Annotated in this window: 29 protein-coding genes; 24 read left to right on the forward strand and 5 right to left on the reverse strand. The window is 53.1% G+C overall.

Features of this window, described 5'->3' with window-relative positions; translation table 11 throughout:
* Window positions 1-37: 37 nt before the first annotated feature.
* The 3 genes from sdaAB (at window position 38) to recG (ending at window position 3,789) form a co-directional block, all read left to right on the forward strand.
* A complete protein-coding gene (gene sdaAB, locus JOE21_RS15680) occupies window positions 38-694 on the forward strand; it encodes an L-serine ammonia-lyase, iron-sulfur-dependent subunit beta (RefSeq protein WP_309868206.1) in 657 nt (218 codons plus the stop codon).
* Between the two features lie 162 nt (window positions 695-856).
* Window positions 857-1,744 (forward strand): L-serine ammonia-lyase, iron-sulfur-dependent, subunit alpha, encoded by an 888-nt coding sequence (gene sdaAA / locus JOE21_RS15685; protein WP_309868208.1) that lies wholly within the window; start codon window positions 857-859, stop codon window positions 1,742-1,744.
* On the forward strand, window positions 1,741-3,789 hold the full coding sequence (gene recG, locus JOE21_RS15690; protein ID WP_309868209.1) for an ATP-dependent DNA helicase RecG: 2,049 nt from the start codon (window positions 1,741-1,743) through the stop codon (window positions 3,787-3,789). The genes sdaAA and recG overlap by 4 nt, the downstream gene beginning before the upstream one ends.
* Window positions 3,790-3,903: 114 nt before the next feature.
* Here the strand turns inward: recG and JOE21_RS15695 are convergent, their stop codons facing one another.
* On the reverse strand, window positions 3,904-4,026 hold the full coding sequence (locus JOE21_RS15695; protein ID WP_309868210.1) for a hypothetical protein: 123 nt from the start codon (window positions 4,024-4,026) through the stop codon (window positions 3,904-3,906).
* A 356-nt stretch (window positions 4,027-4,382) separates the two neighbouring features.
* Between JOE21_RS15695 and JOE21_RS15700 the strand changes: the two genes are divergently transcribed.
* The 4 genes from JOE21_RS15700 (at window position 4,383) to coaD (ending at window position 6,804) form a co-directional block, all read left to right on the forward strand.
* Window positions 4,383-4,694 carry a hypothetical protein gene (locus JOE21_RS15700; protein ID WP_309868211.1) on the forward strand — a complete coding sequence of 104 codons (312 nt, stop codon included), beginning with the start codon at window positions 4,383-4,385 and terminating at the stop codon, window positions 4,692-4,694.
* A 415-nt stretch (window positions 4,695-5,109) separates the two neighbouring features.
* The gene (locus JOE21_RS15705) at window positions 5,110-5,418 is read left to right on the forward strand and encodes a hypothetical protein (RefSeq protein ID WP_309868212.1); all 309 of its coding nucleotides are present in this window, start codon (window positions 5,110-5,112) and stop codon (window positions 5,416-5,418) included.
* A gap of 328 nt (window positions 5,419-5,746) precedes the next feature.
* Complete coding sequence (gene rsmD / locus JOE21_RS15710) at window positions 5,747-6,325, forward strand: 16S rRNA (guanine(966)-N(2))-methyltransferase RsmD (RefSeq protein WP_309868213.1); 579 nt, start codon at window positions 5,747-5,749, stop codon at window positions 6,323-6,325.
* Window positions 6,322-6,804, forward strand: coding sequence for a pantetheine-phosphate adenylyltransferase (gene coaD / locus JOE21_RS15715; RefSeq protein WP_309868214.1), 483 nt, complete (start codon window positions 6,322-6,324; stop codon window positions 6,802-6,804). The genes rsmD and coaD overlap by 4 nt, the downstream gene beginning before the upstream one ends.
* Before the next feature lie 86 nt (window positions 6,805-6,890).
* Here the strand turns inward: coaD and spoVV are convergent, their stop codons facing one another.
* Window positions 6,891-8,144: a dipicolinic acid transporter SpoVV gene (spoVV, locus tag JOE21_RS15720; protein WP_309868215.1), complete on the reverse strand. Its 1,254-nt coding sequence runs from the start codon at window positions 8,142-8,144 to the stop codon at window positions 6,891-6,893.
* 115 nt (window positions 8,145-8,259) lie between these two features.
* Between spoVV and JOE21_RS15725 the strand changes: the two genes are divergently transcribed.
* The 14 genes from JOE21_RS15725 to JOE21_RS15790 all read left to right on the forward strand — a co-directional run bounded on the left by JOE21_RS15725 (window position 8,260) and on the right by JOE21_RS15790 (window position 18,677).
* Window positions 8,260-9,045 (forward strand): patatin-like phospholipase family protein, encoded by a 786-nt coding sequence (locus JOE21_RS15725; RefSeq protein ID WP_374709394.1) that lies wholly within the window; start codon window positions 8,260-8,262, stop codon window positions 9,043-9,045.
* Window positions 9,046-10,104: a SepM family pheromone-processing serine protease gene (locus JOE21_RS15730; RefSeq protein WP_309868217.1), complete on the forward strand. Its 1,059-nt coding sequence runs from the start codon at window positions 9,046-9,048 to the stop codon at window positions 10,102-10,104.
* A gap of 109 nt (window positions 10,105-10,213) precedes the next feature.
* Complete coding sequence (locus JOE21_RS15735) at window positions 10,214-10,729, forward strand: YceD family protein (RefSeq protein WP_309868220.1); 516 nt, start codon at window positions 10,214-10,216, stop codon at window positions 10,727-10,729.
* A 37-nt stretch (window positions 10,730-10,766) separates the two neighbouring features.
* Window positions 10,767-10,940 carry a 50S ribosomal protein L32 gene (rpmF, locus tag JOE21_RS15740; RefSeq protein WP_107725830.1) on the forward strand — a complete coding sequence of 58 codons (174 nt, stop codon included), beginning with the start codon at window positions 10,767-10,769 and terminating at the stop codon, window positions 10,938-10,940.
* Window positions 10,941-11,147: 207 nt separating this feature from the next.
* Window positions 11,148-11,699 carry a transcription factor FapR gene (gene fapR, locus JOE21_RS15745; RefSeq protein WP_309868222.1) on the forward strand — a complete coding sequence of 184 codons (552 nt, stop codon included), beginning with the start codon at window positions 11,148-11,150 and terminating at the stop codon, window positions 11,697-11,699.
* On the forward strand, window positions 11,699-12,697 hold the full coding sequence (gene plsX / locus JOE21_RS15750; protein WP_309868224.1) for a phosphate acyltransferase PlsX: 999 nt from the start codon (window positions 11,699-11,701) through the stop codon (window positions 12,695-12,697). Before fapR ends, plsX begins: the two co-directional genes overlap by 1 nt.
* Window positions 12,698-12,703: 6 nt before the next feature.
* Window positions 12,704-13,702, forward strand: a complete 999-nt coding sequence (locus JOE21_RS15755) for a beta-ketoacyl-ACP synthase III (RefSeq protein ID WP_309868226.1) — start codon at window positions 12,704-12,706, stop codon at window positions 13,700-13,702.
* A gap of 17 nt (window positions 13,703-13,719) precedes the next feature.
* The gene (gene fabD, locus JOE21_RS15760) at window positions 13,720-14,658 is read left to right on the forward strand and encodes an ACP S-malonyltransferase (RefSeq protein ID WP_309868227.1); all 939 of its coding nucleotides are present in this window, start codon (window positions 13,720-13,722) and stop codon (window positions 14,656-14,658) included.
* Between the two features lie 14 nt (window positions 14,659-14,672).
* Window positions 14,673-15,416, forward strand: coding sequence for a 3-oxoacyl-[acyl-carrier-protein] reductase (fabG, locus tag JOE21_RS15765; protein ID WP_309868228.1), 744 nt, complete (start codon window positions 14,673-14,675; stop codon window positions 15,414-15,416).
* Window positions 15,417-15,509: 93 nt separating this feature from the next.
* A complete protein-coding gene (locus tag JOE21_RS15770; protein WP_309868229.1) occupies window positions 15,510-15,743 on the forward strand; it encodes an acyl carrier protein in 234 nt (77 codons plus the stop codon).
* Window positions 15,744-15,833: 90 nt separating this feature from the next.
* Window positions 15,834-17,081: a beta-ketoacyl-ACP synthase II gene (gene fabF, locus JOE21_RS15775; protein WP_309868230.1), complete on the forward strand. Its 1,248-nt coding sequence runs from the start codon at window positions 15,834-15,836 to the stop codon at window positions 17,079-17,081.
* A gap of 15 nt (window positions 17,082-17,096) precedes the next feature.
* Window positions 17,097-17,792 (forward strand): ribonuclease III, encoded by a 696-nt coding sequence (gene rnc / locus JOE21_RS15780; RefSeq protein WP_309868231.1) that lies wholly within the window; start codon window positions 17,097-17,099, stop codon window positions 17,790-17,792.
* Window positions 17,793-17,989: 197 nt separating this feature from the next.
* Window positions 17,990-18,220 (forward strand): DUF8066 domain-containing protein, encoded by a 231-nt coding sequence (locus JOE21_RS15785; RefSeq protein WP_309868232.1) that lies wholly within the window; start codon window positions 17,990-17,992, stop codon window positions 18,218-18,220.
* Window positions 18,221-18,338: 118 nt separating this feature from the next.
* Window positions 18,339-18,677 (forward strand): tRNA-binding protein, encoded by a 339-nt coding sequence (locus tag JOE21_RS15790; protein ID WP_309868233.1) that lies wholly within the window; start codon window positions 18,339-18,341, stop codon window positions 18,675-18,677.
* 337 nt (window positions 18,678-19,014) lie between these two features.
* Here JOE21_RS15790 and JOE21_RS15795 read toward each other — a convergent pair whose 3' ends face one another.
* Window positions 19,015-19,386 (reverse strand): helix-turn-helix domain-containing protein, encoded by a 372-nt coding sequence (locus tag JOE21_RS15795; RefSeq protein WP_309868235.1) that lies wholly within the window; start codon window positions 19,384-19,386, stop codon window positions 19,015-19,017.
* 167 nt (window positions 19,387-19,553) lie between these two features.
* Between JOE21_RS15795 and JOE21_RS15800 the strand changes: the two genes are divergently transcribed.
* Window positions 19,554-20,561: an asparaginase gene (locus JOE21_RS15800; protein WP_309868236.1), complete on the forward strand. Its 1,008-nt coding sequence runs from the start codon at window positions 19,554-19,556 to the stop codon at window positions 20,559-20,561.
* 19 nt (window positions 20,562-20,580) lie between these two features.
* Entirely contained in the window at window positions 20,581-21,999 is a 1,419-nt protein-coding gene (gene aspA, locus JOE21_RS15805; protein WP_309868293.1) for an aspartate ammonia-lyase, read from the forward strand.
* Between the two features lie 245 nt (window positions 22,000-22,244).
* Here the strand turns inward: aspA and rpsN are convergent, their stop codons facing one another.
* Window positions 22,245-22,514, reverse strand: a complete 270-nt coding sequence (gene rpsN, locus JOE21_RS15810) for a 30S ribosomal protein S14 (RefSeq protein WP_309868237.1) — start codon at window positions 22,512-22,514, stop codon at window positions 22,245-22,247.
* Between the two features lie 119 nt (window positions 22,515-22,633).
* A complete protein-coding gene (locus JOE21_RS15815) occupies window positions 22,634-23,821 on the reverse strand; it encodes an FAD/NAD(P)-binding protein (protein ID WP_309868239.1) in 1,188 nt (395 codons plus the stop codon).
* Window positions 23,822-24,125: 304 nt separating this feature from the next.
* Here JOE21_RS15815 and JOE21_RS15820 point away from each other — a divergent pair, with 304 nt between their 5' ends.
* Window positions 24,126-25,118 (forward strand): CobW family GTP-binding protein, encoded by a 993-nt coding sequence (locus JOE21_RS15820; protein ID WP_309868241.1) that lies wholly within the window; start codon window positions 24,126-24,128, stop codon window positions 25,116-25,118.
* Window positions 25,119-25,226: the final 108 nt, after the last annotated feature.

Below are 25,226 nucleotides of genomic sequence, written 5' to 3' on the forward strand. Positions count from 1 at the left end.
TGCCGGGGGTGGCGGATGAGAAAAGGAGGGAGGATACATGAAGTATCGTTCGGTTTTTGATATTATCGGTCCGGTCATGATTGGTCCCTCCAGTTCGCATACCGCCGGCGCGGCGCGGATCGGACGGGCGGCGCGGTCGCTTTTTGGACGAGAGCCGAAACGGGTGCGCATCATCTTGTACGGATCGTTTGCCAAAACCTATCGCGGGCATGGGACGGATATCGCCCTCGTCGGCGGCCTGCTTGATTTTGACACCCATGACGAACGAATGGTCCACTCCCTGGAACTGGCGGAGAAGAAAGGGGTGGAAGTGGTGTTCATCGAGTCGGAGGAACGGACGGAACACCCCAACACGGCTCGTCTCTTTCTGGAAGACGACCAGGGCTCGCTGGAAGTGACGGGAGTGTCCATCGGAGGCGGAAAGATGGAGATCGTGGAGTTGAACGGCTTCGAACTGAAACTTTCCGGCAATGCCCCCGCCTTGCTGGTCACCCATCACGATCGATACGGGGCGATTGCGAAGGTGGCGACGGTACTGGCCGACCATCGGATCAATGTGGGCTATATGCAGGTATCCCGCAAGGAAAAAGGGTCGGAGGCCTTGATGATCATCGAGACCGACCAAGCGGTGGAAGAAAACGTTCAGGAAGCGATCGAACAGTTGCCGGACATCACCGGAGTGACGGTGATGTAAAACAGAAAAACCGCCGGAAGACGGGGTACCCCGCCTTCCGGCGGTTTTTCTGTGCCGAGGAGGAAGGCCGAGCAGGGGATGTGTTACAATAATCGTGTATTCCCATTGTGGACAAAAGAAGGCGCTTTCATATCGGAAGCGAGGGATAAAGGAGCCGTGAATATGGATTTTCGTACGGTTGCGGAATTGGTGGAGCTGGCCGAAACCGAAGGGTTGTCCATCTCGGAAGTGATGATTCTGAAGGAGATGGAGACATTCGGAAGATCCCGTGAAGAAGTGTTCGGCCAGATGGAAGAGAATCTGAATGTAATGGAAAAGGCGGTTCAAAAGGGCTTGGAAGGGGTCCACTCCCAGAGCGGTTTGTCCGGGGGCGATGCGGAAAAAATCCGCCGTCATATGGAAAAGGCACCGGTGTTATTATCCGGAAAAGCCGTCCTGGACGCGGTCTCCCGTGCAACGGCGGTGTCGGAAACCAATGCAGCGATGGGGACGGTGGTCGCCACTCCCACAGCGGGTGCATGCGGGATCCTGCCGGGATGCGTGTTTAGTGCGGCGGAACGGTTGGGTTCCGACCGGGAAACGATGGTGCGGGCCTTGTTTGTCAGTGGGGCGATCGGATACTGTATTGCCAACAATGCTTTTATCTCGGGGGCGGCCGGCGGCTGTCAGGCGGAAGTGGGATCTGCGACAGCCATGACTGCGGCGGCGATGGTGGAGATGGCGGGGGGGACCCCTGCCATGTCGGCGGAAGCCGTGGCGATCGCCTTAAAAAACATGCTGGGCTTGGTCTGTGATCCCGTGGCCGGTCTGGTGGAAGCGCCTTGTGTGAAGCGGAATGCGATGGGGGGCGCAATCGCCATGGTGGCGGCGGATATGGCCATGGCTGGTGTAAAGAGCGTCATCCCCACCGATGAAGTGATCACCGCCATGTACCGCATCGGCCAGGATATGCCGAGCAGCTTGAAGGAAACGGCTTTGGGAGGGTTGGCGGCGACCCCGACCGGGCGCGCGTTGGAGCGCAAAATATTCGGGAAGCCCCAAAACGGATGAATTTGGATGTCACACCGGTAACCGAAGTGTCGGGAGTGGGTACAAAGCGGGCGGAAGACTTGACGTCATTGGGGATTCGAACCGTTGCTGACTTATTGGCCTATTTCCCGTATCGGTATGAAGATTTTCGCGTCGCTGATTTGGGTGAAGCCGTCCACGAGGAAAAAATTACGCTACAGGGAACCTTGTTCGGCTCTCCCAGCATTCGCTGGTACGGAAAGAAAAAGTCGCGCCTCACCTGCCGGATGCAGGTGCAAGGGGTGACGATTTCCCTCGTCTGGTTTAACCAACACTTCCTTAAAAATAAACTGGTGCCCGGCCAAACAGTAACCGTTCACGGCAAATGGGATGCCCACCGGTTGTGGTTGACCGTGGATCGGGCGTTTCTAACCCCCGAAGAACAACAAAAACAAGTGGGACGATTGGAGCCGGTTTACTCTGTCAATGCTTCTGTTACGGTTTCATGGCTCAGGAAAACCATCGCCCAGGCGTTTCGACAATTTGGCGGGAAAATCAGGGAAATCCTGCCGCAGGCGTTATTGGAACGTTATCAATTAATGGGGCGGGCCCGGGCGATGGTACTCCTCCATTTCCCCAAGGGCCGGGAGGAGGGGCGGCAGGCTCGGCGCCGGATGGTTTATGAAGAATTATTTCTCTACGAATTGAAACTTTTGTGGCGTCGCCGCCAGGAGAAAAAAGAGGCAGCGGGAATTGCCCATTCCATCGACCCGGAGCGGTTGAAAGCCTTTGTGAATCATATTCCCTTTCCTCTGACAGAGGCCCAGCGCAGGGTGGTGAACGAGATTCTGACAGACATGCGGCATCCGGAGCGGATGACCCGCCTGTTACAGGGAGATGTCGGTTCGGGCAAAACGGTGGTTGCCGCGATCGCCTTGTATGCCAATTATTTGAGCGGCTATCAGGGTGCGATGATGGTGCCGACGGAAATTTTGGCGGAACAACATCTGAAATCCCTGAAGGAATGGTTGGAACCCTGGGAGATGACCGTCGTCGGCTTGTCGGGAGGCATGACGGCGAAGGAACGGCGGGATGTCATGGGGCAGCTCCAGATGGGATTGGCCGATGTGGTGGTGGGTACCCACGCCTTAATTCAGGAAGCGGTGGCTTACCGCAATTTGGGATTGGTCATTACCGATGAACAGCACCGTTTTGGTGTCAAGCAACGGAGTTTACTGCGGGAAAAAGGGGAAAATCCGGATGTCCTTTATATGACCGCTACTCCGATTCCCCGTACCCTGGCGATTACCGCCTACGGAGAGATGGATGTCTCCACCATCGACGAGTTGCCTGCCGGTCGGCTCCCGGTGGAAACCTATTGGGTGAAGCGGGATGTATGGCCCCGTGTCATTCAGTTTATCCGGAAACAATGCGGGGAGGGCCGGCAAGCGTATATCATCTGCCCTCTGATCGAGGAGTCGGAAAAAGTAGATCTGCAAAACGCTCAATCCGTCTTTGAGGAGGCTGCTCAAGAATTGGCCCCCATCCGGGTGGGATTGTTACATGGAAAGATGGCGGCGGCGGAAAAAGAGGAAGTGATGAAGCGTTTCGCCGCTAATGATGTGCAAGTGTTGGTTTCCACGACAGTGGTGGAAGTGGGGGTGAACGTTCCCAACGCCACCGTGATGGTCGTTTATGATGCAGACCGATTCGGATTGGCCCAGCTGCATCAATTGCGGGGACGGGTGGGACGCGGCCAAGAGGCGTCCACCTGTATTTTGGTGGCCAATCCATCCTCGGAGACCGGGATTGAACGGATGCGCGTGATGACGGAAACCACCGACGGCTTTGAAATCGCCCAGCGAGATTTGGCACTGAGGGGTCCCGGTGATTTCTTTGGATTTAAACAGAGCGGGGTGCCGGAGTTTAAGGTGGCGGATTTGGTGGAAGATGGGAAGGTGTTGGAAGTGGCCCGTGCAGACGCCGTCCGGTTAGTGGAATCGGATGACTTGTGGGTGGAAGAGGAGTATGCGCCACTCCGCTGTTGGATTCAAGCCTTTGAAAAAGAAGCATCGATGATGGATTGATTTTTTGCGCTGGACAAGATTTAATTCAAAGCCCCCTACATATAATGGGATGTGAATTGAAAAACCCAGGGGACCCCACTCCCCCGGGTTTCGATCATCTGTGGACCCTGCTGCCTAAAAGTAGGGATTTTTTTTTCGGTTTTTTCTCTTGTGACGCTGTCCATATCGCTGGGACAGCTGCATCAAGGTTTCCACCAATCTTACGACCGCAGAGAACACCAAGATCCATCTCTCCACGTTCGTATCCCCCTTTCTTTCATGCTTGGACAGATGAGCCGTTCCTGAGCCAACCGCAATCCTTGTCCGTTCGCAAAGAGGAGGAGATGTCTTACACTTGCCTGGTGGGTGGGTCACTGTGTCCATTCAAACCATATCCCGAAAAGCGGGTAGTTGGCCTAATTCTAATGTACCAAATAAGAACAATGTTGTAAATACATAGAAAACAATAATGCAATAAAATTTTCTGTCGCCTTTTGAAGAACTCTGTCCTTTGTTCAATCGTTCGCTTGTGTTGCCGGAGAGATTTAGACGTTCCTTGTTGGAGGTGTCTGCATAGATATAGGGGGAAGCCCACAACAGGGAGGTGATCGGCCATGGGCAATCAAGCCCTATATCGGGAAATCGCACAAACCGTCAACCAAACCCTGGGACGGCAAGCCATTACGGCGACGCTGATCAAACAGACGATTGCTGAGGCGAAAAAAGTGCGTCAGATCCGAGGAAGCTGGGGTTTGATCCGATTTCTGGAGAATCGGGCGGAACGGCTGCTTTCCCCACATGAAGTGGAAAAGCTGAAACAGCATCCTCGATGGAAAGAGCTGACCACCCGCATGTTGGAGCACTTGGCGGCGCAACGGGTGATTACTCCCACCGAAGCGCTGATGCTGAAACGGATGGTCTCTTAGGGAAATTGGGTGCTTTCCCCTGGGCAAATGTCGCGGACGGGCGATACAGCCGGGGCATATGGTGTAGTGTACTGCGACCCAGGCAGTTGAACCCCTTTTGAAGGGAGGAACCACTCCAATGAAAAACCGCTCGAATAACCGGCAAAGCTCGAGGGGAGAGAATTTCAACCGGTGGGAGTGGCTGCAGAATAATCCTGACCCATTCTCACAGCAGCCTGCCGACAGCGATGGGAAAAGAAGGGAGGGGCAACCGGCACAGGTCCCCTCTGAAGGGTTTCCGGACAGCTTTGGATTCCTGGGATGGGATGAAATGAGGTCCCTTCCGCCAGGTGCTCAAGGCGAATCGGGGCCGAGGGATTCCCGAGGTCAGCCTTTTAAGGACACTCAGCAAGACGAGAAGGGTTGGGGGCCGCACATGAATCCCGATGCTTGGTTGGATGAGCCGTTGCCATGGGAAATGCCGCCACCGGGTTCAGATGAATCCCGTCGGGGCGAGGCCCCTTGGGAACCGAGCAGTCCTCGTCACGAAAAGCCCAAGCAACGGACGGATTTCCCTGCTTCGCGCCAAGAGTCAAAGAAAACGGAGCGCCGGGAGTCTGGGAGAGACTGGGAAGACCTTCCCTCTCTTTACGATGAGATGGAAGGGCTGGATAGTCCCCGTGCCCGTGTTAAAGGCCGGCGGACCCGTGGCGTACGATCCCGGAATCGTCACAGAAAACGATAGATGGGAATAAAAGGATCCTAAGGGCTTATACCCTTGGGATCAATTTTTTAAACAAAAAAAAAGAACCCGCATGTTTGCGGGTCAATGGTGTTCGCGATCGCGAACACTGAATGGGAGAGGAGAAACCGGAGGAAGAGCTTATGGGGAAACGTAAGTCTTCTCCGCGGTTTGACAGCATCTCCCGACGCCGTCCCTCCTATCATTACCGGAATCGAGAAATTTATACAGAATGGATTCATTTTTTTTGAATCGCATTCATTTCCATGCATCTGGGCTTTGTGGTAGGATAAAAACGTTCAATTGACGAGGAAATGCAGAGGGGATCAACATGCGGATCATAGCGGGAAAAGGAAAAGGAAAGCGGTTAAAAACCGTTTCCGGGTTTCATGTTCGGCCTACGACGGACCGGGTGAAAGAATCGGTGTTCCAGGTGATCGGGCCCTATCTGGAGGGGGGGTGGGTGCTGGATCTGTTCGCCGGCTCCGGCTCCCTGGGCTTGGAAGCGTTGAGCCGGGGGGCTGATCATGCGGTCTTTGTCGACCAGAGTGGAGCCAGCCTGCGGGTGGTTCGTGAGAACTTGCGCATCACCGGTTTTGAGGGCCAGGCAGAAGTATACCGTCGTGATGCCCGTGCAGCCCTTCGTGCCCTGACGAAACGGGAGGCTCGCTTCCGATATATTTTCCTGGATCCCCCCTACCGGGAGCCGATCCTAACCGAAGTGCTGCAGCAGATTGCGCAGGACGGGCTGTTGGAACCACTCGGAACAGTGGTTGCAGAACGGGCCTCTGACACCCCTTTGAATCCCTGTTACGGAAAGCTAACCCGGGTTCGCTCTTTGGAATTTGGCGATATTGCGGTTGATTTGTACCAAATGGGTGATCCTGTTGATGGAGGTGAAGGAGAATGAAATTGGCTGTTTATCCCGGCAGCTTTGATCCAATCACCAACGGTCATTTGGATATCATTCATCGGGGAGCTCGCGTATTCGACCGGTTGGTGGTGGCGGTGCTTCACAACTCTCAAAAAAAACCGTTGTTTACGATTGAGGAACGAAAGCAGTTGATTCAGGACGTGACGGCTGACTTGGACAATGTGGAAGTGGACGTATTTGAAGGTCTGTTGGTCCATTATGTACATAATCGGCAGGCTGATGCGATTATTCGGGGGCTGCGGGCGATTTCCGATTTTGAGTATGAGCTCCAATTTGCGTCCATGATGCGCAAACTGGACGGCAAGGTGGAAACGCTGTTCATGATGACCAATAACCAATACTCTTTCTTAAGTTCGCGCATTGTGAAAGAAGTGGCCCAGTACGGAGGCGACATTAACGGGTTGGTGCCGCCTGTGGTGGAACAGGCTCTCAAAGAGAAATACGGGTACAGCTGAAAGAAGGGAAACCCCTGATGCACGTTTGATTCGAACGAAGCGTGCCTGTTGGGGGGTTATTTTGCATGATCGCAGACAAAGATGAATCAAGGAGTGCTTTTTAAACGAAGATGGCGTAACAGGTGGATCAGGATCGAAAAGGCCAACAGGATACCGAGGAACAGGGCAGCCAGCGTGGCGATCAGACGGATGCCGTCCCAGGCGGCAAACGATTCCGCTTCCGACAGTTGCTGCAGAAAGGCGGGAACCGCTGTCTCGGAAGAGAACCAAAACCGGTTGATCGGCTCCCAGGTCAGAAGCGTGATCCAGCCTGCCAGGAATCCATGCATCACGCGAGCCGCACAGTAGGGGCCGTATCGGATATCGGTCCGGCTCAGCAGACTGGCGACCTGAGCATGGACAGACAGGCCGCTCCATGCGGTGATGGCTCCGACCACGGCGATTTTGTAAGCCATGTGGATACTGGCGGGTGATTCACTGGTGATTTGGGCACCAAGCGTGATTTCAAAAGCGCCGGAGATGACAGCCGGAGCCAGCTGGGCGGGAAATTGAAGCAAGTTCAGGATCCAGCCGATCACTGCAGCCAGGAGCGTCAAGAAGCCGACTGAGTCCAAAACGGCGATAATGACGGAAAACATGATAATAAATCCGCCCACCAGCATGATGGTGTTCATGGAGGATGTGATGGCGTCTCCCATCAATTGACCGAGGGTGCGGCCATCGGCGAGCCGGGCCTGATGCATGGCACGAAAAGCCCGCATAAGAAAAAACGTTTGATCCGGTGGTGCAATCGGGGTGACGGCACCATCCGGCTCATGGAATCGCATCAGGATGCCCACTAATAGACTGGAGATATAGTGGGCGACAGCAATAGCGACGCCCAGTGAGACATCATGGAAAAAACCGACTGCCACGGCTCCGAACATAAAAAGGGGGTCGGCGGTATTGGTAAAGGAGACCAAACGTTCCCCTTCTGAACGGGTGATCAGCTCCTGCTCCCGCAGTCGGGTGGTCAATTTAGCACCGATGGGATAGCCGGATGCCAAACCCATGGCCATCACAAATCCGCCGGTTCCGGGCACGCGAAACAACGGGCGCATCAACGGTTCCAACAACACGCCGAGAAAATGGACCACACCGAAACCCATCAGGATTTCAGAAGCGATGAAAAAGGGAAGCAGGGCGGGAAAAACGACATCCCACCATATTTTCAACCCTTTCAGTGATGATTGAAAGGCTTGTTCCGGAAAAAAGATCAGTGACAGGACGAGAAACAAAGCCACTGCTCCTAACAGAGCGGAGCGGATACGGGGTTGGAGGGCGGGGTTTGCCGGCCGCATGGAAATCCTCCCGTTCATCAGATGTTGATAACATGTCTACGCGGACAGAGGGTGAATTAGACCCCCTGTCCCACTGATCATACCCTGTCATCCTGACGGAGAGGGGGAGCCGCGCTTGGTGCGATCCAAAGTGGGTTTGGCGTTGGGATCCGGCGGTGCGAGGGGATTGGCGCATATCGGCGTGCTCAAAGTGTTTCAACAAGAGGAAATCCCCGTTGACTTTATAGCCGGAAGCAGCATGGGCAGTTTGGTTGGAGTCCTTTATGCGAATAATCTTCCCCTGGATATGATTGAGGAGCTGGCGATTCACCTCAAGCGAAACAGCTGGCTGGACCTGACCGTTCCCAAGCGCGGATTCATCACCGGGGACAAAGTCAGGGGACTCATCCGTCTTTTGACTCATGGGAAAAAACTCGAAGATTTCTCCATTCCCACAGCGGTTGTGGCAACCGATCTGGCGAAGGGGGAGCAAGTCGTCTTTCGCGAAGGGCCGGCAGATCTGGCGGTTCGGGCCAGCATCTCCATCCCCGGGATCTTTGAACCGGTAGAATGGGAAGGGCGGACGCTTGTGGATGGGGGAGTGATTGATCGGATTCCGGTTCAGGTGTTGAAAGAGATGGGAGCGGATGCGATCATCGCCGTCGATGTGGTTCCATGTTTGCCGACGGTGCGAATGGACAATATTTTCGATGTCATCGCTCAAACTCTCAGCGTGATGGAGCGAGAAATTCTCAATACCCGAGCAGTGGATGCGGACGTGTTGATCCATCCGGATTTGGCGGATATCAACCCCACTGCGTTTACACGAGTGGATGAATGCATCCGACGAGGGGAAGAGGCGGCTAGAGAACAAATGGACCGCATCCGGGGTCTGATCGGAGAGCGGGGAGGTGTGGGTTAAGTGGCGATACAAACCAGAGGGGCGTGGCGGTCTTGGTTAACGGGCGGGATCCTATTTGTGGCAGCATTCGTCATTTTGTTTATGGTGCCGGTGCCCTACTATATTGTTCAACCGGGGTCGGCTCTGGAAGTACGGCCCATGATTCAAGTGGAGGATGCTTCCAATCATGAAAAAGGGACCTTCTACATGACGACCGTGTCGATGCGGGAAGGGAATGTGGTCGGCTATCTGGCCTCCCAAGTCGATTCCCGGCTGGAACTGGTGCCCAAGAAAGATGTCTTGGGACAGAATGGCGATCCGAAACGCTATCAGCACGTGCAGGAGGAGATTATGAGGCAGTCCCAGTATAATGCCGTATTGGCCGCTTACCGGGAGGCGGGCAGGCCGGTTGAGGAGAAGCTGCTGGGAGTGGAAGTATTCCGGGTACTGGACGGGATGCCGGCGGCCAAGGTGCTCAAGCAGGGCGACATCATCCAAGAAGCCGATGATCGCAAGATAGAAAGCGCCGAAGAACTATTGGCCTACCTGGCTGACAAAAAGCCGGGTGAACGGGTGCGACTGGTCATCAGCCGCGGCGGCGATAAAAAAGAGCAGGAACTGGAACTGGCATCTCTGGCCAAGTCCGGGGGAGAAGATCGCCCCGGCATCGGGATTGAACCCGTTACGCTACGCCGGGTGGAGGCCCAGCCAAAAGTGACCATCCACGCTGACGAGATTGGGGGACCATCTGCCGGTTTGATGTTTTCGTTGGAGATTCTCAATCAGTTGGGCGATCAAGATTTGACTGATGGGTTGCGGGTGGCCGGTACGGGTACCATTTCCCCGGAGGGGAAGGTGGGACAGATTGGTGGAATCCAGCATAAGATCTTGGCCGCGGAGAAGGAAAACGCGGATATTTTCTTTGTTCCCGCTGATCAGGGAGAACAGGATTCCAATGAGAAAAAAGCCAAGACGACAGCCCGTAAGATCGGGAGTGATATGGCGATTGTTCCAGTCCGTACCTTAAAGGAAGCTGTTCAATATCTTAAAGAGCAGGAAGTTGCAGGGCGGGCTTCATAAGTCCTATCGAACAACGGCTCTTTTTCGTCCTTCCTGACAGGGAAGAGACATTGACAGCCCCTGCTCGGATAACATATAATTACCCTGTTTGAATGAGGGAGTAGTCGATATGAAGATTCGATTTCGGGAATTGCATCAACAGCCGGTGGAGCAAAAGGGTGAAGTTGCTCTGGAAGGGTTGGAGCAAGAAAGTCCAGACCTTCTCTCCCTTCAACCGCTTCAAGTGGAGATCCTGGCTTGGAAAGACCGGGAAACGTATCAAGTCCAGGGAAAGCAACGGACCGAGGGACGGTTTCGTTGTTCGCGATGTCTGACCCCGTTTTCTCAAGGGTTGGAAATGGACTGGTTTCAGGCATTCTCCGATGAGGAACGGGTAGTGCGGGAAGCGGAGGAGGAAGGGGAAGAGATTCGGCTGGTGCAGCTGGATCGCCCGACAGATCTGACTCCCTACATTCGGGAAGCGTTGCTTTTGGGTTTACCGCTGGCTCCGGTCTGTCGGCTGGATTGTCGAGGATTGTGCCCGGTGTGCGGCGTGAATCTGAATCACGAATCCTGCGATTGCGACACCGGGCGGGTGGATCCCCGTTTGGCCAAGTTGCAGGAGTTCTTTAAAGACCGGGGCTGATGACGATAGCCGGTCACCTGTCAAGGGGGTGAGAAACATGGCAGTACCTTTTCGACGGACTTCCAAAACCCGCAAACGCAAGCGCCGGACTCATTTCAAGCTGTCCGTACCGGGTATGGTGCGTTGCCCGCAGTGCGGTGAAATGAAGCTGTCCCACCGCGTGTGCAAAGAGTGCGGTTACTACAAAGGAAACGATGTCGTCAACGACTGATGACGGTTAAGAAAAAAGTGACAAGGACCCATGAGGTCCTTGTTCTTTTTTGTCCAAAAGGGATCAGAAAAAAGAAAGGGTGGATCGGCCTCTATACGCTTAAGTGAAGAACAATTGGTTGGGTTGTCAAAGGCGTTTCCATTATGTATACTGGCTTAGTACTTGGTATTAACATGTGGTTATAATAAAGGTGGTGAACCCCTCGCTGTGCGCCTGTCTAAACGAGATCGACAGAAAGAGTTACAGCTGGCCCTGGAGCGGGAACCGTTCCTAACGGACGAAGAGATGGCCAGCCGGTACCGGGTCAGTATCCAGACCATCCGCCTGGACCGGATGGAACTGGGAATCCCGGAACTTCGGGAGCGCATCAAACACATGGCCGAACGCAATGTGCGATCGCTTTATCCGGAAGAAGTCATCGGGGAAGTGACGGAGCTGCGGCTGGATCAGAGTGGACAATCGGTTCTGGAAATCCGGGAAGAGCATGTGTTTGCCCGTACCCGGATCGCCCGTGGACACCATTTGTTCGCACAGGCCAATTCCCTGGCCGTGGCCGTCGTCGATTCCGAAGTGGTGCTGACGGCGACAGCGAGTATCCGATTTGTGCGACCGGTCCGCCTGGGTGAACGATGTGTGGCTAAAGCGGTGGTGGTGAAGGTGACCCCTTCCCGTACCCAGGTGGATGTACAAACCCGGGTGAGGGATGAAACGGTATTTCAAGGTGTGTTTGATGTTTATCGTTCGAAGGAGGACCAATGATGCGCATCGCTTTTGACGCCATGGGAGGAGACCATGCCCCCCAAGCCATGGTCGAAGGAATCCTGCAGGCGGCGAGAGAATGGCCGGATACCCGATTCTATCTGTTGGGCCTGCAAGAAGAGGTACAACCTCATCTGCCGCAGGAGTCACTGTCCAATGTGATCGTCACTCCCGTGACCGAACGGATCGAGACGGATGAGGAACCGGTAAAGGCAGTTCGGCGAAAAAAGGATTCTTCCATCGTCAGAGGGTGCCGCATGGTGAAGGAAGGAGAAGCGGAAGCGTTTATCAGCGCCGGCAACACCGGTGCCTTGATGGCGGCAGGGCTTCTCGTGACCGGACGTTTGCCCGGCATTGAACGTCCGGCGCTGGCGCCGGTCTTTCCCACCCTCAATCAGCAGGGAATGCTGGTTCTGGATGTGGGGGCCAATCCGGAAGCACGTCCGGAACACCTGGAGCAGTACGCGCTGATGGGAAGTCTATATGCGGAGTCGGTACTGGGTTTTGCCCGTCCGCGAGTGGGATTGTTGAATATCGGAGCGGAAGAAGCGAAGGGAACCGCCTTCACGAAAGAGGCGTACAGCCGGATCTCCGCTTTGCCCATCCACTTTATCGGCAATGTGGAAGCGCGGGATGTGTTGAGCGGGAACTGTGATGTGTTGGTGTGTGACGGATTCAGCGGAAATATTTTATTGAAAAACACGGAAGGGGTGGCGAAAGCCATCTTTGACCGGTTAAAACAAGAGTTTACCCGAACTGCGTTTACCAAGTTGGCGGCGGCGATTCTGAAGCCGGGACTAAAGCGTTTTGCTACCGACATGGATTACAAGGAGCATGGGGGTGCCCCTCTCCTGGGGCTTCAGGGACCGGTGGTGAAAGCGCACGGCTCTTCCGACTCCCGTGCCGTTTTTAATGCGGTTCGTCAGGCGCGGCTGTATGTCAAACAACAGGTGACCACCCGGATCACCGAAGAATTAAATCGATTGGAGAGGGGATGAGCACCGGTGAAATCGGTGGGCATCATCGGTACCGGGTCATATCTGCCCGAAAAGGTGTTGACCAATGCAGACTTGGAAAAAATGGTAGATACCAGTGACGATTGGATTGTATCCCGGACGGGGATCCGGGAACGCCGGGTTTCTGATGATAACCAGGCGTCCTCGGATCTGGCGGTGGAAGCGGCCCGGCGTGCCCTTCATTCAGCGGGGCTGACCCCGTCCGATCTGGATTTGATCATCGTAGCGACGGTCACACCGGACATGTCATTTCCGGCCACGGCCTGCCTGGTGCAAGACCAATTGGGAGCGGACCGTGCCGCCACCTTTGATTTGTCCGCTGCCTGTACCGGTTTTTTATACGGTGTGGCAACGGCGGCCCAGTTTATCCAGACCGGTTTGTATCAACATGCACTGGTGATCGGAGTGGATTGCCTTTCCAAGATTACGGATTTTACGGATCGCAACACGTGCGTGTTGTTTGGCGATGGGGCGGGAGCGGCTGTCTTAGGCCCGGTAGAGGAGGGGGAAGGATTCCTTTCCTTCGAACTGGGGGGAGACGGCTCCGGCGGTCATCTTTTAAAACAACCCGCCGGCGGTTCCCGCATTCCGGCTTCCCAAACCTCATTGGATGAGCGGCTTCATTTCATTTCGATGAACGGCCGGGAAGTGTTCAAATTCGCGGTCCGGGTTCTGGGCTCCTCGGCAGAGAAAGCGTTGAAGAAGGCGGGACTTTCCAAGGAAGAAGTGGATTTCCTTATCCCGCATCAAGCCAATCTGCGGATTATCGACACTGCCGTGCAGCGGTTGGGCCTGTCCCAAGATAAAGTGGTGGTCAACCTGGATCGATACGGCAATATGTCTTCCGCCTCCATCCCGGTTGCCCTGGATGAGGCGGTGCGAACGGGCCGTATTCATCAGGGGGATACGCTGGTTTTGGTCGGCTTTGGCGGTGGAATGACCTGGGGTGCATCGGTCATGAAGTGGACCATGCCGACTGCGCAATAGCTAGAGGAGGGATACCTGTGGGGAAAACGGCGTTTCTCTTTCCCGGTCAAGGCTCCCAGGCCGTTGGTATGGGCGTGGAGGCGTTTGAGGCTGATGCCTTGGCTCGGGATCGGTTTGAGCAGGCCGATGACGTATTGGGATTCTCCTTATCCAAGCTTGCCTTTGAAGGGCCGGAGGATGAGTTGCGTCTGACGGCGAATGCCCAACCGGCGATCTTGACAACGAGTGCTTCTCTGTTAGCGTTGGTGGAGCGGGAGTGGGGCGGAAAGCCCGACTTTGTAGCCGGTCACTCTTTGGGGGAATATACCGCTTTGGTAGCGGCAGGAGTGCTCCGCTTTGAAGATGCCGTTGCCGCCGTTCGGCAACGGGGTCTCCTGATGGAAGAGGCGGTACCAGCCGGGCAGGGCGGGATGGCTGCCGTCATCGGCTTGGAACGGGAAGCGGTGGATACGATTTGCGAGGAGATCCGGGAGCAGGGACAGGTGGTGGAACCGGCCAATTACAACTGTCCGGGTCAATTGGTGATCTCCGGGGAAAAGAAAGCGGTGGAACAAGCGTCCCAAGCGGCTGCAGAGGCGGGAGCCCGCCGCGTGATCGCTTTGCCGGTGAGCGGGCCGTTCCACTCCCGTTTGATGAAGCCGGCGGCGGATAAGATGGAAGAAGTTCTGTCCGCTCTTCCGCTGGAGCAGGCGTACATACCGGTGGTGACCAATGTGTCCGCTCGTCCGGAGACGGATGTGGATGCCATCCGCCGCAAATTGGTCCAACAGATTTATTCCCCGGTGTTGTGGGAAGACAGTGTGCGCTGGATGTTGGAGCAAGGAGTGGACACGTTTGTGGAGATCGGACCCGGCAATGTCCTAACCGGTTTGGTTCGCAAAGTGGATCGGCGGGTGAACGCCCTGTCTATCCAAAACATGGAATCCTTGCGCAAAGCATTGGAAAAGCTGGGTTAAAAGGAGGGGATATCATGTTGAGCGGAAAGACTGCCATGGTGACCGGAGGTTCCCGTGGAATCGGACGGGCGATCGCTGTCGCTTTGGCTGAAGCGGGAGCCGATGTGGCCGTGTTGTTCGCCGGCAATCGGGAAGCCGCAGAGCAGACGGCTTCCCGCATCCGCGAGGCCGGACGCCAAGCGGAGATGATCCAGTGTGACGTGTCGGATGCGGGTCAAGTGAATTCCGCTGTCAAACAGGTGTTGGAAGCGTTCGGACGAATCGATATCCTGGTGAACAATGCCGGCATCACTCGGGATAACTTGATGCTCCGCATGAAGGAGACGGATTGGGATCAGGTGGTGGACACCAACTTAAAAGGGGTCTTCCTCTGTACCAAAGCGGTGACCCGGCCCATGATGAAACAGAGGTCCGGCCGCATCATAAACATTAGTTCTGTGGTCGGTCTGATCGGCAATCCCGGGCAAGCCAACTATGTGGCGGCCAAAGCGGGTGTACTTGGCCTCACCAAAACGACTGCCAAGGAGTTGGCCAGCCGTGGAATCACGGTGAACGCCATTGCACCGGGCTTTATCGAGACGGATATGACCGCCCAACTGGGTGAGGAAGTCCAAAAAGAGCTCCTGGATCAAATCCCCTTGTCCCGTCTGGGCAAACCGGAAGACATCGCTCATGCCGTCACCTTTTTAGCCTCTGACCAGGCGTCTTACATCACGGGTCAGACGCTGAGTGTGGACGGCGGCATGGTGACGTCTTAGGGTCCCCTTTTAACGAATACCGACCGACAACAGCACATCCAATCTCGATTTTTGGCAGGACATTTCGTATAATACGAAAGGGAGGTGAAGGACATGGCAGATACGCTGGAACGAGTACAAAAAATCATCGTGGACCGTCTCGGAGTGGACACCGCTGAAGTGACCCCCGAAGCGGCGATCAAGGACGATCTGGGAGCGGACTCCCTGGATGTAATGGATTTGATCCTTGAATTAGAAGATGAATTCTCCTTGGAAATCTCCGATGATCAAGCGGAGAAAATCAACACGGTGGGAGATATTGTTACTTATATCAATTCCCGCTCTTAACAGGTAACAAAGTCCCGTTCTTTTACACGGGACTTTCTACCTTCTCTATCAGTTCCCTCCCATTTTGTTTTGGAAAAGGCGGTGACTCAATTGGCGAAACGGGTCGTGATCACCGGTCTGGGGGTCATTTCACCGATCGGCAATGATATACCGACATTTTGGAATAACTTGATCGAAGGAAAATCCGGCGTGGGTCCCATCACCCAGTTTGACAGCACAGACTTCTCCACCCGGATTGCGGCGGAAGTGAAGGACTTTAATCCGTTGGATCACTTTGATCGCAGAGAAGCACGCCGGATGGATCGGTTTGTCCAATTTGCCGTGGTGGCAGCTAAACAAGCGTTGGATAACTCCGGTCTGGATATGAAAGGACTGGATGCGGATCGTGTCGGGGTCTACATCGGGTCCGGGATTGGCGGGTTGAAGACATGGGAAGAACAGCACCGGACGTTGGTGGAACGCGGACCCAAACGGGTCAGTCCCTTCTTCATCCCGATGATGATCGCCAACATGGCGGCGGGACAAGTCTCCATCGCCACCGGTGCCAAGGGTCCCAATAGTGCAGCCATTTCCGCCTGTGCCACGGGAACCCATTCCATCGGTGACGCGGCGAAGATCATTCTGCGCGGTGACGCGGATGTGATGCTTGCCGGCGGGGCGGAAGCAACCATTTCTCCCATGGCTTTTGCAGGCTTTTGTGCAGCAAAGGCGATGTCTACCCGTAATGATGAACCGGAAAAAGCGAGCCGGCCCTTCACCAAGGACCGGGACGGTTTTGTAATGGGTGAGGGTTCCGGGGTTCTTATCCTGGAAAGCGAAGAACATGCCCGTGCCCGCGGGGCAACCATTATCGCCGAAGTGGCCGGTTACGGCATGAGCGGGGATGCCTACCATCTGACCCACCCGGCTCCGGAAGGGGAAGGGGCCGCCCGCTCGATGAAACGGGCGTTGGAAGATGCCGGTTTAAAACCGGAAGAAGTCGGGTACATCAATGCTCATGGAACGTCCACCGAATTTAATGACAAATTCGAAACGATGGCGATCAAGGCCATCTTCGGAGAACACGCCTACCAACTGGCTGTCAGCTCCACCAAGTCGATGACGGGTCACTTGTTGGGAGCATCCGGTGGTGTGGAGGCAATCGCAACCGCATTAGCCCTGAAAGAGGGGATTTTGCCTCCCACGATCAACCAAGACAACCCGGACCCGGAATGCGATTTGGATTACGTGCCCAATGAAGCACGCAAGGTGTTGGTCAAAGCGGCCCTATCCAATTCTTTCGGCTTCGGCGGCCATAACGCCACGATTGCTCTGAAAGCCTTCGACGAAGCGGAATAAGCAGGTGATGCATGCATGAACCTGGCTGAGCTGGGACAGTCCACGGGCTTGGACCTCCAGGACCATTCCCTGTATCAACAAGCTTTCACCCATACCTCATACGCCCATGAAAAAAAGGGCATCCGGATGCTTCCGGATAACGAGCGGCTGGAATTCCTGGGGGATGCGGTGTTGGAACTGACGGTCTCTGAATACCTCTACCAGCGGTTTCCCAAGATGAAGGAAGGAGACCTGACCCGGATGCGGGCGCGGGTGGTATGTGAGCCTTCTTTGGCCATGTTTGCCCGTCAACTCCGGTTTGGTGATCATATTCGATTGGGACGCGGGGAGGAGATGACTGGGGGACGCAATCGTCCCTCCCTCTTGGCTGATGTGTTTGAAGCGTTTATCGGGGCTTTGTATCTGGAAAAAGGATTGGACGCCATCCGGCAGTTCCTGGAGGCCAAGATCTTTCCGCAGATCGACGAGTCCTGGTTGGCTCAAGCGACCGATGCCAAGAGCCAGCTGCAGGAAGCGGTGCAGCAGGAGCGCTTGGGTGCTCTGGAGTACCACATCGTCGATGTGCAGGGACCGGCTCATGACCGGCAGTTTGTGGCCGAAGTCTGGCTGTCGGGACAAAAGCTGGGCAGCGGTACCGGCCGTTCCAAGAAGGAAGCGGAACAACAGGCCGCCGCCGAAGGGCTGGAGCGATTCAAACAACAAAAGAAATAGAACGACCACCACCGGTACCAGGAGCAAAGCCGGTGGTTTTTTGTTTTTTGAAGAGGAATGCGGCACATAGGAGCGAAAGTAAAAATGACTGAGCATTTCTATGGGGAGATACGGATGGCGGATTGTACACGCCCCAGAACGGATGGCCCCCGCCTTTTGAGAAACTAGTGGATCGTGCCGTGATTGGAGGAGAGAAAATGAACTTTGAGATGGGAACGATGGTATTTCAGATGATGATGATGGCAATCGCAGGACTGCTTCCACTGCTGTTGGCTTTGGTTGTACTATGGTTGGCGTGGCGATGGGTGAAAGCACAGGAGTTGATCGCTCGCTCACTTGCCCGGATCGCCGATAGCGGTGCCGATGCTGCTAAAAAAGGAGTGGGGGATACTCCGTTGGGACAACAGGAACCTGGGGATGAAAAATAAGAAAAGAGATAACGGCTCACCGATGTCCTAGCGGTGAACAATGAAGGGTTAAAGAATGAGTCGCAGGCGGAGGGTTTGCTGGTTATTCCATTTACCGTGAGCAAAAGGAGAGCAGCCAATGTCGCAAATCCAATACGAAGATTTCACTAAGTTGGAAATCCATGTGGGTACCATTACCCGCACGGAACCCTTTCCAGAAGCGCGTAAACCGGCATACAAACTGTGGATCGACTTTGGAGAAACCATCGGTGTAAAGCAGAGCAGTGCCCAGATCACGGATTTGTACAGTCAGGGAGAATTGGTGGGGCGCCAGGTGTTGGCAGTGACCAACTTTCCTCCCAAACGAATCGCCGGTTTTCGCTCAGAGGTACTGGTGTTGGGAGTGGACACAGAGAACGGCGAAGTCGCCCTGATCCGGCCGGATCGGGAGGTGCCCCCGGGAAGGCGGATGTATTAACGTCAAGGTTGCACTAAAAAGGAGTGTACGGATCGGAGCTTGCCGAAGCTCCTTTTTTTGTCATAGAGAGATGAAATCATGGTCTCCCTACAAATATTGGAGCGGGAATTGGGGTAGAGGGCGGAATGGTTTCGATATCATCTGGGTGTCCATAGCACGTTGCTCCTGCAGCGGCGTTGGTGGTTATAGGAGAAAAACCGTGGTGGAACAACGGGAGCCTGGGAAGGCGAATATGCGGATAGTTGAAACGGTTTGTTTAAAAAAGGAGCATCAGGTGGGCGTTTATCCAGAGCGTGTAAAAAACCATTCCGTATGATGGGATGGTTTTTTGCTCTCTTTAACCGGGGATATTCTCGTATTTTTCCAATTCCCTCTTTGCTCGAATAAAGGCGATCAATTGATGGATTTCTTCTACCGAAAGAGATTTTCCATCAACAGTGAGGTTGACTTCCCCCAGTTTCGTCAATTCGAGCGTGTCCATCTTATTTTCTTCTCCGGAATGAAAAGTCGAATCGTTTACCCGGCCCATCAGATCATCAAGAGAGGTCTCAAACAAATCAGCCATTAATGTTAATGCTTCCAGAGAGGGTCGGCGATAACCGGATTCATATCCGGCATAAGTGCTTTTTGGAATTCCCAGTCTGTCGGCTGCCTCTTGTATCGACCACTTTTTCTGTTTTCTCAATTCACTTAATCGATCCAAAAACATCGCCTGGCCCCCCGTCCGATCGTACGCAATTGGAATACATTTCGGTTGATTTGTGCGCAATTATGATTATAATTAGGCTTATAGTACGCGAAATGCGTACGGATTTATCTTATCGAAAAGTGAACGTGATGACAATAGGGTGCTACTTGTGAATAGAGGTGTAGCCAATGAAAAAATTACTTTTACTTACTACCGGCGGAACGATTGCTTCAGTCGATGGAAAAGATGGACTGGCTCCCGGAATGACCGCGGCAGACCTGTTAGGCTATTTGCCGCAATCCCGAGATTATGACATGGAACACCAAACACTGATGAATATAGACAGCACAAACATGCAACCGGAGTTATGGGCTCAGATCGCGGAAACGATCGCAGAGAGTTACCACCGTTATGACGGTTTTGTTATTACCCATGGAACCGATACCATGGCTTATACTTCAGCAGCCCTTTCCTATATGCTGCAAAATGGAACCAAGCCCATCGTCATTACTGGTTCGCAGGTGCCGATCCATTATGATAAAACGGATGCCAAAAAGAATATTCTGGATGCGGCACGGTTTGCTTGTGAAGACATCGGCGGGGTTTATATGGTTTTCGACGGCAGGGTCATACAGGGAACCCGAGCGGTAAAAATGAGAACGAAAAGCTATGACGCTTTTGAAAGCATCAATCACCCTTATGTGGCATTTATCCATCAGTCCGAAGTCCATTACCATAAACGAATCCCTTCCACGGAGAAGAAAGAATTGAAATTGGATACTTCCTTGTGCCCCGATGTTTTTGTAATGAAACTGTATCCGGGAACGAAGCCGGAACTCTTCGACTGCATCAAAGGCTTATATAAAGGGGTGATCATTGAAAGTTACGGAAACGGGGGCATCCCATTTGAAAAAAGGGATTTGCTTCCCAAATTAAAAGAAATGATTGCTTCGGAAATGGCGGTTGTAATTACCACTCAATGCTTGGAAGAGGGAGAAGATCTGTTTTTGTATGAAGTGGGACGAAAAGTCGCCCAAAACCTGATTATCCTTTCAAGGGATATGAACACGGAAGCCATGGTGGCCAAGTTGATGTGGACATTAGGGAAAACGAACGATCTCCAAGAAGTGAAGAGAATCATGGAAACACCGATTGCCCATGATCTTTCTTTGGAATATCAAAAAGAGAGCGGATGATACGATGAACAACAAGATCATGGATACGTCATACCGGATAGAAAAAGATTTTCTCGGGGAAAAAGAAATCCCTGTCCATGCTTATTATGGCATTCAAACATTACGTGCCACCGAAAACTTTCCCATTTCCGGCTATCGGCTTCATCCCTCTCTTATTTGTGCCATGGCGATGGTAAAAAAGGCGGCCGCCATGGCGAATATGGATATCGGTCGTCTAAACCCGCGATTGGGAAATGCGATCCTTACAGCAGCTCAGGAAATCATCGATGGAAAGTGGCACGATCAATTTATCGTGGATCCGATTCAAGGCGGAGCCGGAACCTCCATCAATATGAATGCCAATGAGGTGATCGCCAATCGCGGACTTGAACTTTTGGGAGAACAAAAAGGGAACTATTTTCAATTAAGCCCCAATACCCATGTCAACATGGCTCAATCCACGAATGACGCTTTTCCCACCGGCATTCATATCGCCACCCTTTACCTGTTGGAAAGATTGCTTGTCACCATGCAGGAGATGAGCGATGGGTTTCAGCAGAAAGCGAAAGAGTTTGATCCCGTCATTAAAATGGGACGGACACACCTGCAGGATGCCGTTCCCATACGTCTAGGCCAGGAGTTTGAAGCCTATCACCGGGTGTTGGAACGTGACATCAAGCGAATTAAGCAATCCCGTCAACATCTGTATGAGGTCAATATGGGTGCGACGGCCGTTGGAACAGGACTAAATGCTGATCCGCGTTATATCCGGATCGTTGTAAGACACCTTGCGGATATCAGCGGATTTCCCTTGGTGAGCGCCGATCACCTGGTGGATGCCACCCAGAACACGGACACGTATACCGAAGTTTCCGCTGCACTTAAAGTTTGTATGATGAATATGTCCAAAATGGCCAACGACCTGCGATTAATGGCCTCCGGTCCCCGTGCGGGATTGGCTGAGATTTCATTACCGGCCCGCCAGCCCGGTTCTTCCATTATGCCTGGGAAAGTGAACCCCGTGATGGCGGAGGTGATCAATCAGGTTGCTTTTCAAGTCATCGGTAACGACCACACGATTTGCCTTGCGTCTGAAGCCGGGCAACTGGAGTTAAATGTGATGGAGCCTGTGCTCGTATTTAATTTGCTTCAATCCATCAGTATCATGAACAACGCATTTCGTGCGTTTACGGATTACGCCCTGGCCGGAATCGAGGCGAATCAGGAAAAGCTAAAAGAAAATGTGGAAAAGAGCGTCGGCGTGATCACGGCGGTCAACCCGCACATCGGATACGAAGTTGCTGCTCGAATCGCGCGGGAGGCGATCCTAACCGGTCGCTCCGTCCGCGAATTGTGCTTGAAATACAATGTCCTGAGTGAAGAGGAACTCGATTTGATCTTGGACCCATACGAAATGACACATCCCGGAATTGCAGGGGAAAGCCTGTTGGAAAAATAAGTGGAACCGAAAGATAAAAGGGGAAAAGCGTCCGTCGACAGGGGCAAAAACCCGGTACTCTGTACACTCAGAGTACCGGGTTTTGTTTTTGTGCGTGTGTCGTCAAGGGGGGACTTTGTAACAGATAAAAATAGCCCACGAATCGGGGCTGTTTTTGCATTTGAAACGCTCCGTCTGCGGGCAGACCGGTAGACTGTTTCAGAAGGTTGCGCTTTTATCATAATCGTTTCGTTTTAACGGATTCATTACCAGCTGGCTTTTTTCACACCGGGGATTTGTCCCTTGTGGGCTAGTTCGCGGAATTTGATGCGAGATATGCCAAATTTCCGCATGGTACCGCGGGGGCGTCCCGTAATTTCGCAACGGTTGTGAAGGCGAGTGGGGGAAGCGTTTCGAGGCAGCTGGGAAAGCGCTTTGTAATCCCCTTTTGCCTTCAATTCCGCCCGTTTGGCGGCATATTTCTCCACCGTTTTCTGCCGTTGTTTCTCCCGCGCTATCTTTGATTTTTTTGCCATGGTCTCACTCCTCTCTTTATAAGAATCATTACGATTTATGTGAATGATAGTCCCTATAGAACGGTTTGTCAACCGGCGGTACCCACTTATCTTTTCCTAACCGCCGGTGTTCGATTGGTCTAGTCGGGCTCGACTTCATTCGCCCGTAAGATCCGCTCCGCTCCGCGGCGGGCACCGGCAATATTTCTAGAAACGGGACCTAATTCAAGTTCTGCCAAGCATCCGGTAACCGATAGGCCCGGGGCCCACTCCAGGTGGGGAGAAAGGATGGGATAGCCGCAATGGTGGCACTGCAGGCTCCACTTTTCCACGGTTGGTTTTAACCACTCCATCCCTGGAGGGCTGGTATGAAACCCGGTTGCCAGGATGATGGATCCTGTTTCAGGTAGGTTATTTTTTTCTTTGGCATAAAGGTGGATACGTTTTTTATTGAATGTTGCCGAATAAACCTCCTCTGTGTATATGTCAAGCCTTCCTTTTTGTTCCGCCTGCTTCAACTCCGCGTGCACATCTGAAGGCATGGATCCCCGGTGGCGTGCTTTCTGGATCAGATTTCGCCGCTGTTGATAATCGTTTATTTGTTGAAATGAACGCATGTTTTTGGGGCCAAGCCATCCAGGATCAGAATCAAACTGATGAATGCGCAAGCAATGACGGGTAATCAGGCGTGTTTCTGCAGGGTAGAGCTTGCTAAGCCGAATAGCGGCATGGGCAGCACTGATTCCCCCGCCGATGATGGTGACAGGAGTGGGAAGCTCGGTTAAGTCCGGGGAGGGGGAACTGAAGAGATGAAAAACGCTGGCACCTTGCCTTTTCAGACTCTGGCTCCACTTCGGCCAAAAGGGACGTTCACTTAACCCCATAGCCAGCACCACCCGTTGACTATCGATCTCACGACCATCCTTCAGGAGAACACGCCATCCACTCTTTCGTCTAGCGAGGCCGGCAGCTTGCCCTTTAACCCAGGATTCCTTCAGTTGGATGGATTCCAAAACATGAAGACAGTGCCGATTGAACAGTTCCAGAGACGGGCGTTCCTGAGGAAAAGTAAACGTTGACCATGCCCATCCCTGTGGCGATTGAGCGTATTTGCGCAGCGCAAAGGGGTCGACGTCGATATGATGAACCGCCGGTGAACGGAGAAAAGGCATCTTCAGGATCTCCGTCAAGCGAAACCACTGGTGAAGCGGATCCGAATGGGGATCGACAACGGCCATCCGGTCTACTGATGTTTTTCCTGTTCGTAGCAGATAGGTGGCCAGGGTACAACCTTGGATTCCCCCTCCGATAATTGTCCATTCCAACATCCCGGTTATCCTCCATATAGATCATAACTTATACGAATAATAACTTGCGGATCCCCCTTTTTCAAGAGGGGGTTATGATTCATCTATTCACTTATATAGAGTGGTTATTTGACATTTTAAAGTGGAGTGTATTAGACTGGTTTCAACAATAATAAAACATAATCATTACGATTTACTGAGTGGGGCATACATAGACGGAGAGAGAAGAAAGAGGATTTTAGGAATTGATCGGATCCTCTTTTTCGGGCGGAGACGGTGAGGAAGGGGAAGTCATCGATTCTCATATCCGAAAGCAGGGATGATAATGAAAAAACATGGAAACGAACCGATCCCCGTGACGGTATTGACCGGATTTTTGGGAGCGGGCAAAACCACCCTTCTCAACCATGTGCTTACGGGCGATCATGGAGAAACAATAGCAGTGATTGTAAATGAGTTTGGTGAAGTGGGAATAGACAATGAACTCCTGCAAGGGTCGGAAGAGGAGATCGTTGAGATGAACAACGGGTGTATTTGTTGTCAAGTTCGCGGAGACCTCATCCGGATCCTGAACCAGTTGATCGAGTCAAATCATTATTTTGATCGAGTGATTATTGAGACAACGGGTTTGGCCAATCCGGGACCAGTGGCTCAAACGTTCTTCGTCGACGAGGGGATTGCTGAGGCCTTTATGTTGGACGCAGTCGTGACGGTAGTGGATGCGGTGCATGCGGACCAGCATCTGGATGAACAGGATGAAACCATGGAACAAGTGGCTTTCGCCGATGTGGTGCTGCTAAATAAAATCGATTTGGTGAAGCATGAGGAGCTGGATCGATTGAAAAGGCGCTTGCGCTCCATCAATCCCATGGCCCGGTTTCACCAGACCGTTTATTCCCGTATCGATCTGAAAGAGCTGCTGGGTATAAAAGCCTTTGATATCAAAAAGAAGTTGGAGCTGGATCCCAAATTTCTCGAGGGACACGGACATCACCATAAGCACGACGATGATGTCAAGGCCTTCGTTTTGCGGGAAAACCGACCACTCGACCTAAAGAAAATCCAGCTTTTGTTTTCAATCTGGATCCAGGTGTACGGTCAGCGTATGTTCCGCTATAAAGGCTTTCTGGATGTTCAGGGCATGGAAGAGCGGGTCGTCTTTCAGGGCGTACACATGTTGTTTGGAACGACCGTCGACCGAAAATGGAAACTGGGGGAGAAACGACAAAGTGAAATCGTGATTATAGGAAAAGACCTGAACTCAGCCGACTTCCAGCAACAGTTTTCCAAATGCTCCATCCAAGACGAAACGGCCTGAACCCTTTGGGGGACAGGCTGTTTCTTAATCAAAGAGCGTGGAATTCATGCAAAACGGATAAGGATGTCATGATGGCGGGAGTGGATATTTTCTGAGGCGTTCCTTAGG

This window comes from Desmospora profundinema (assembly GCF_031454155.1).
Taxonomy (GTDB): domain Bacteria; phylum Bacillota; class Bacilli; order Thermoactinomycetales; family DSM-45169; genus Desmospora; species Desmospora profundinema.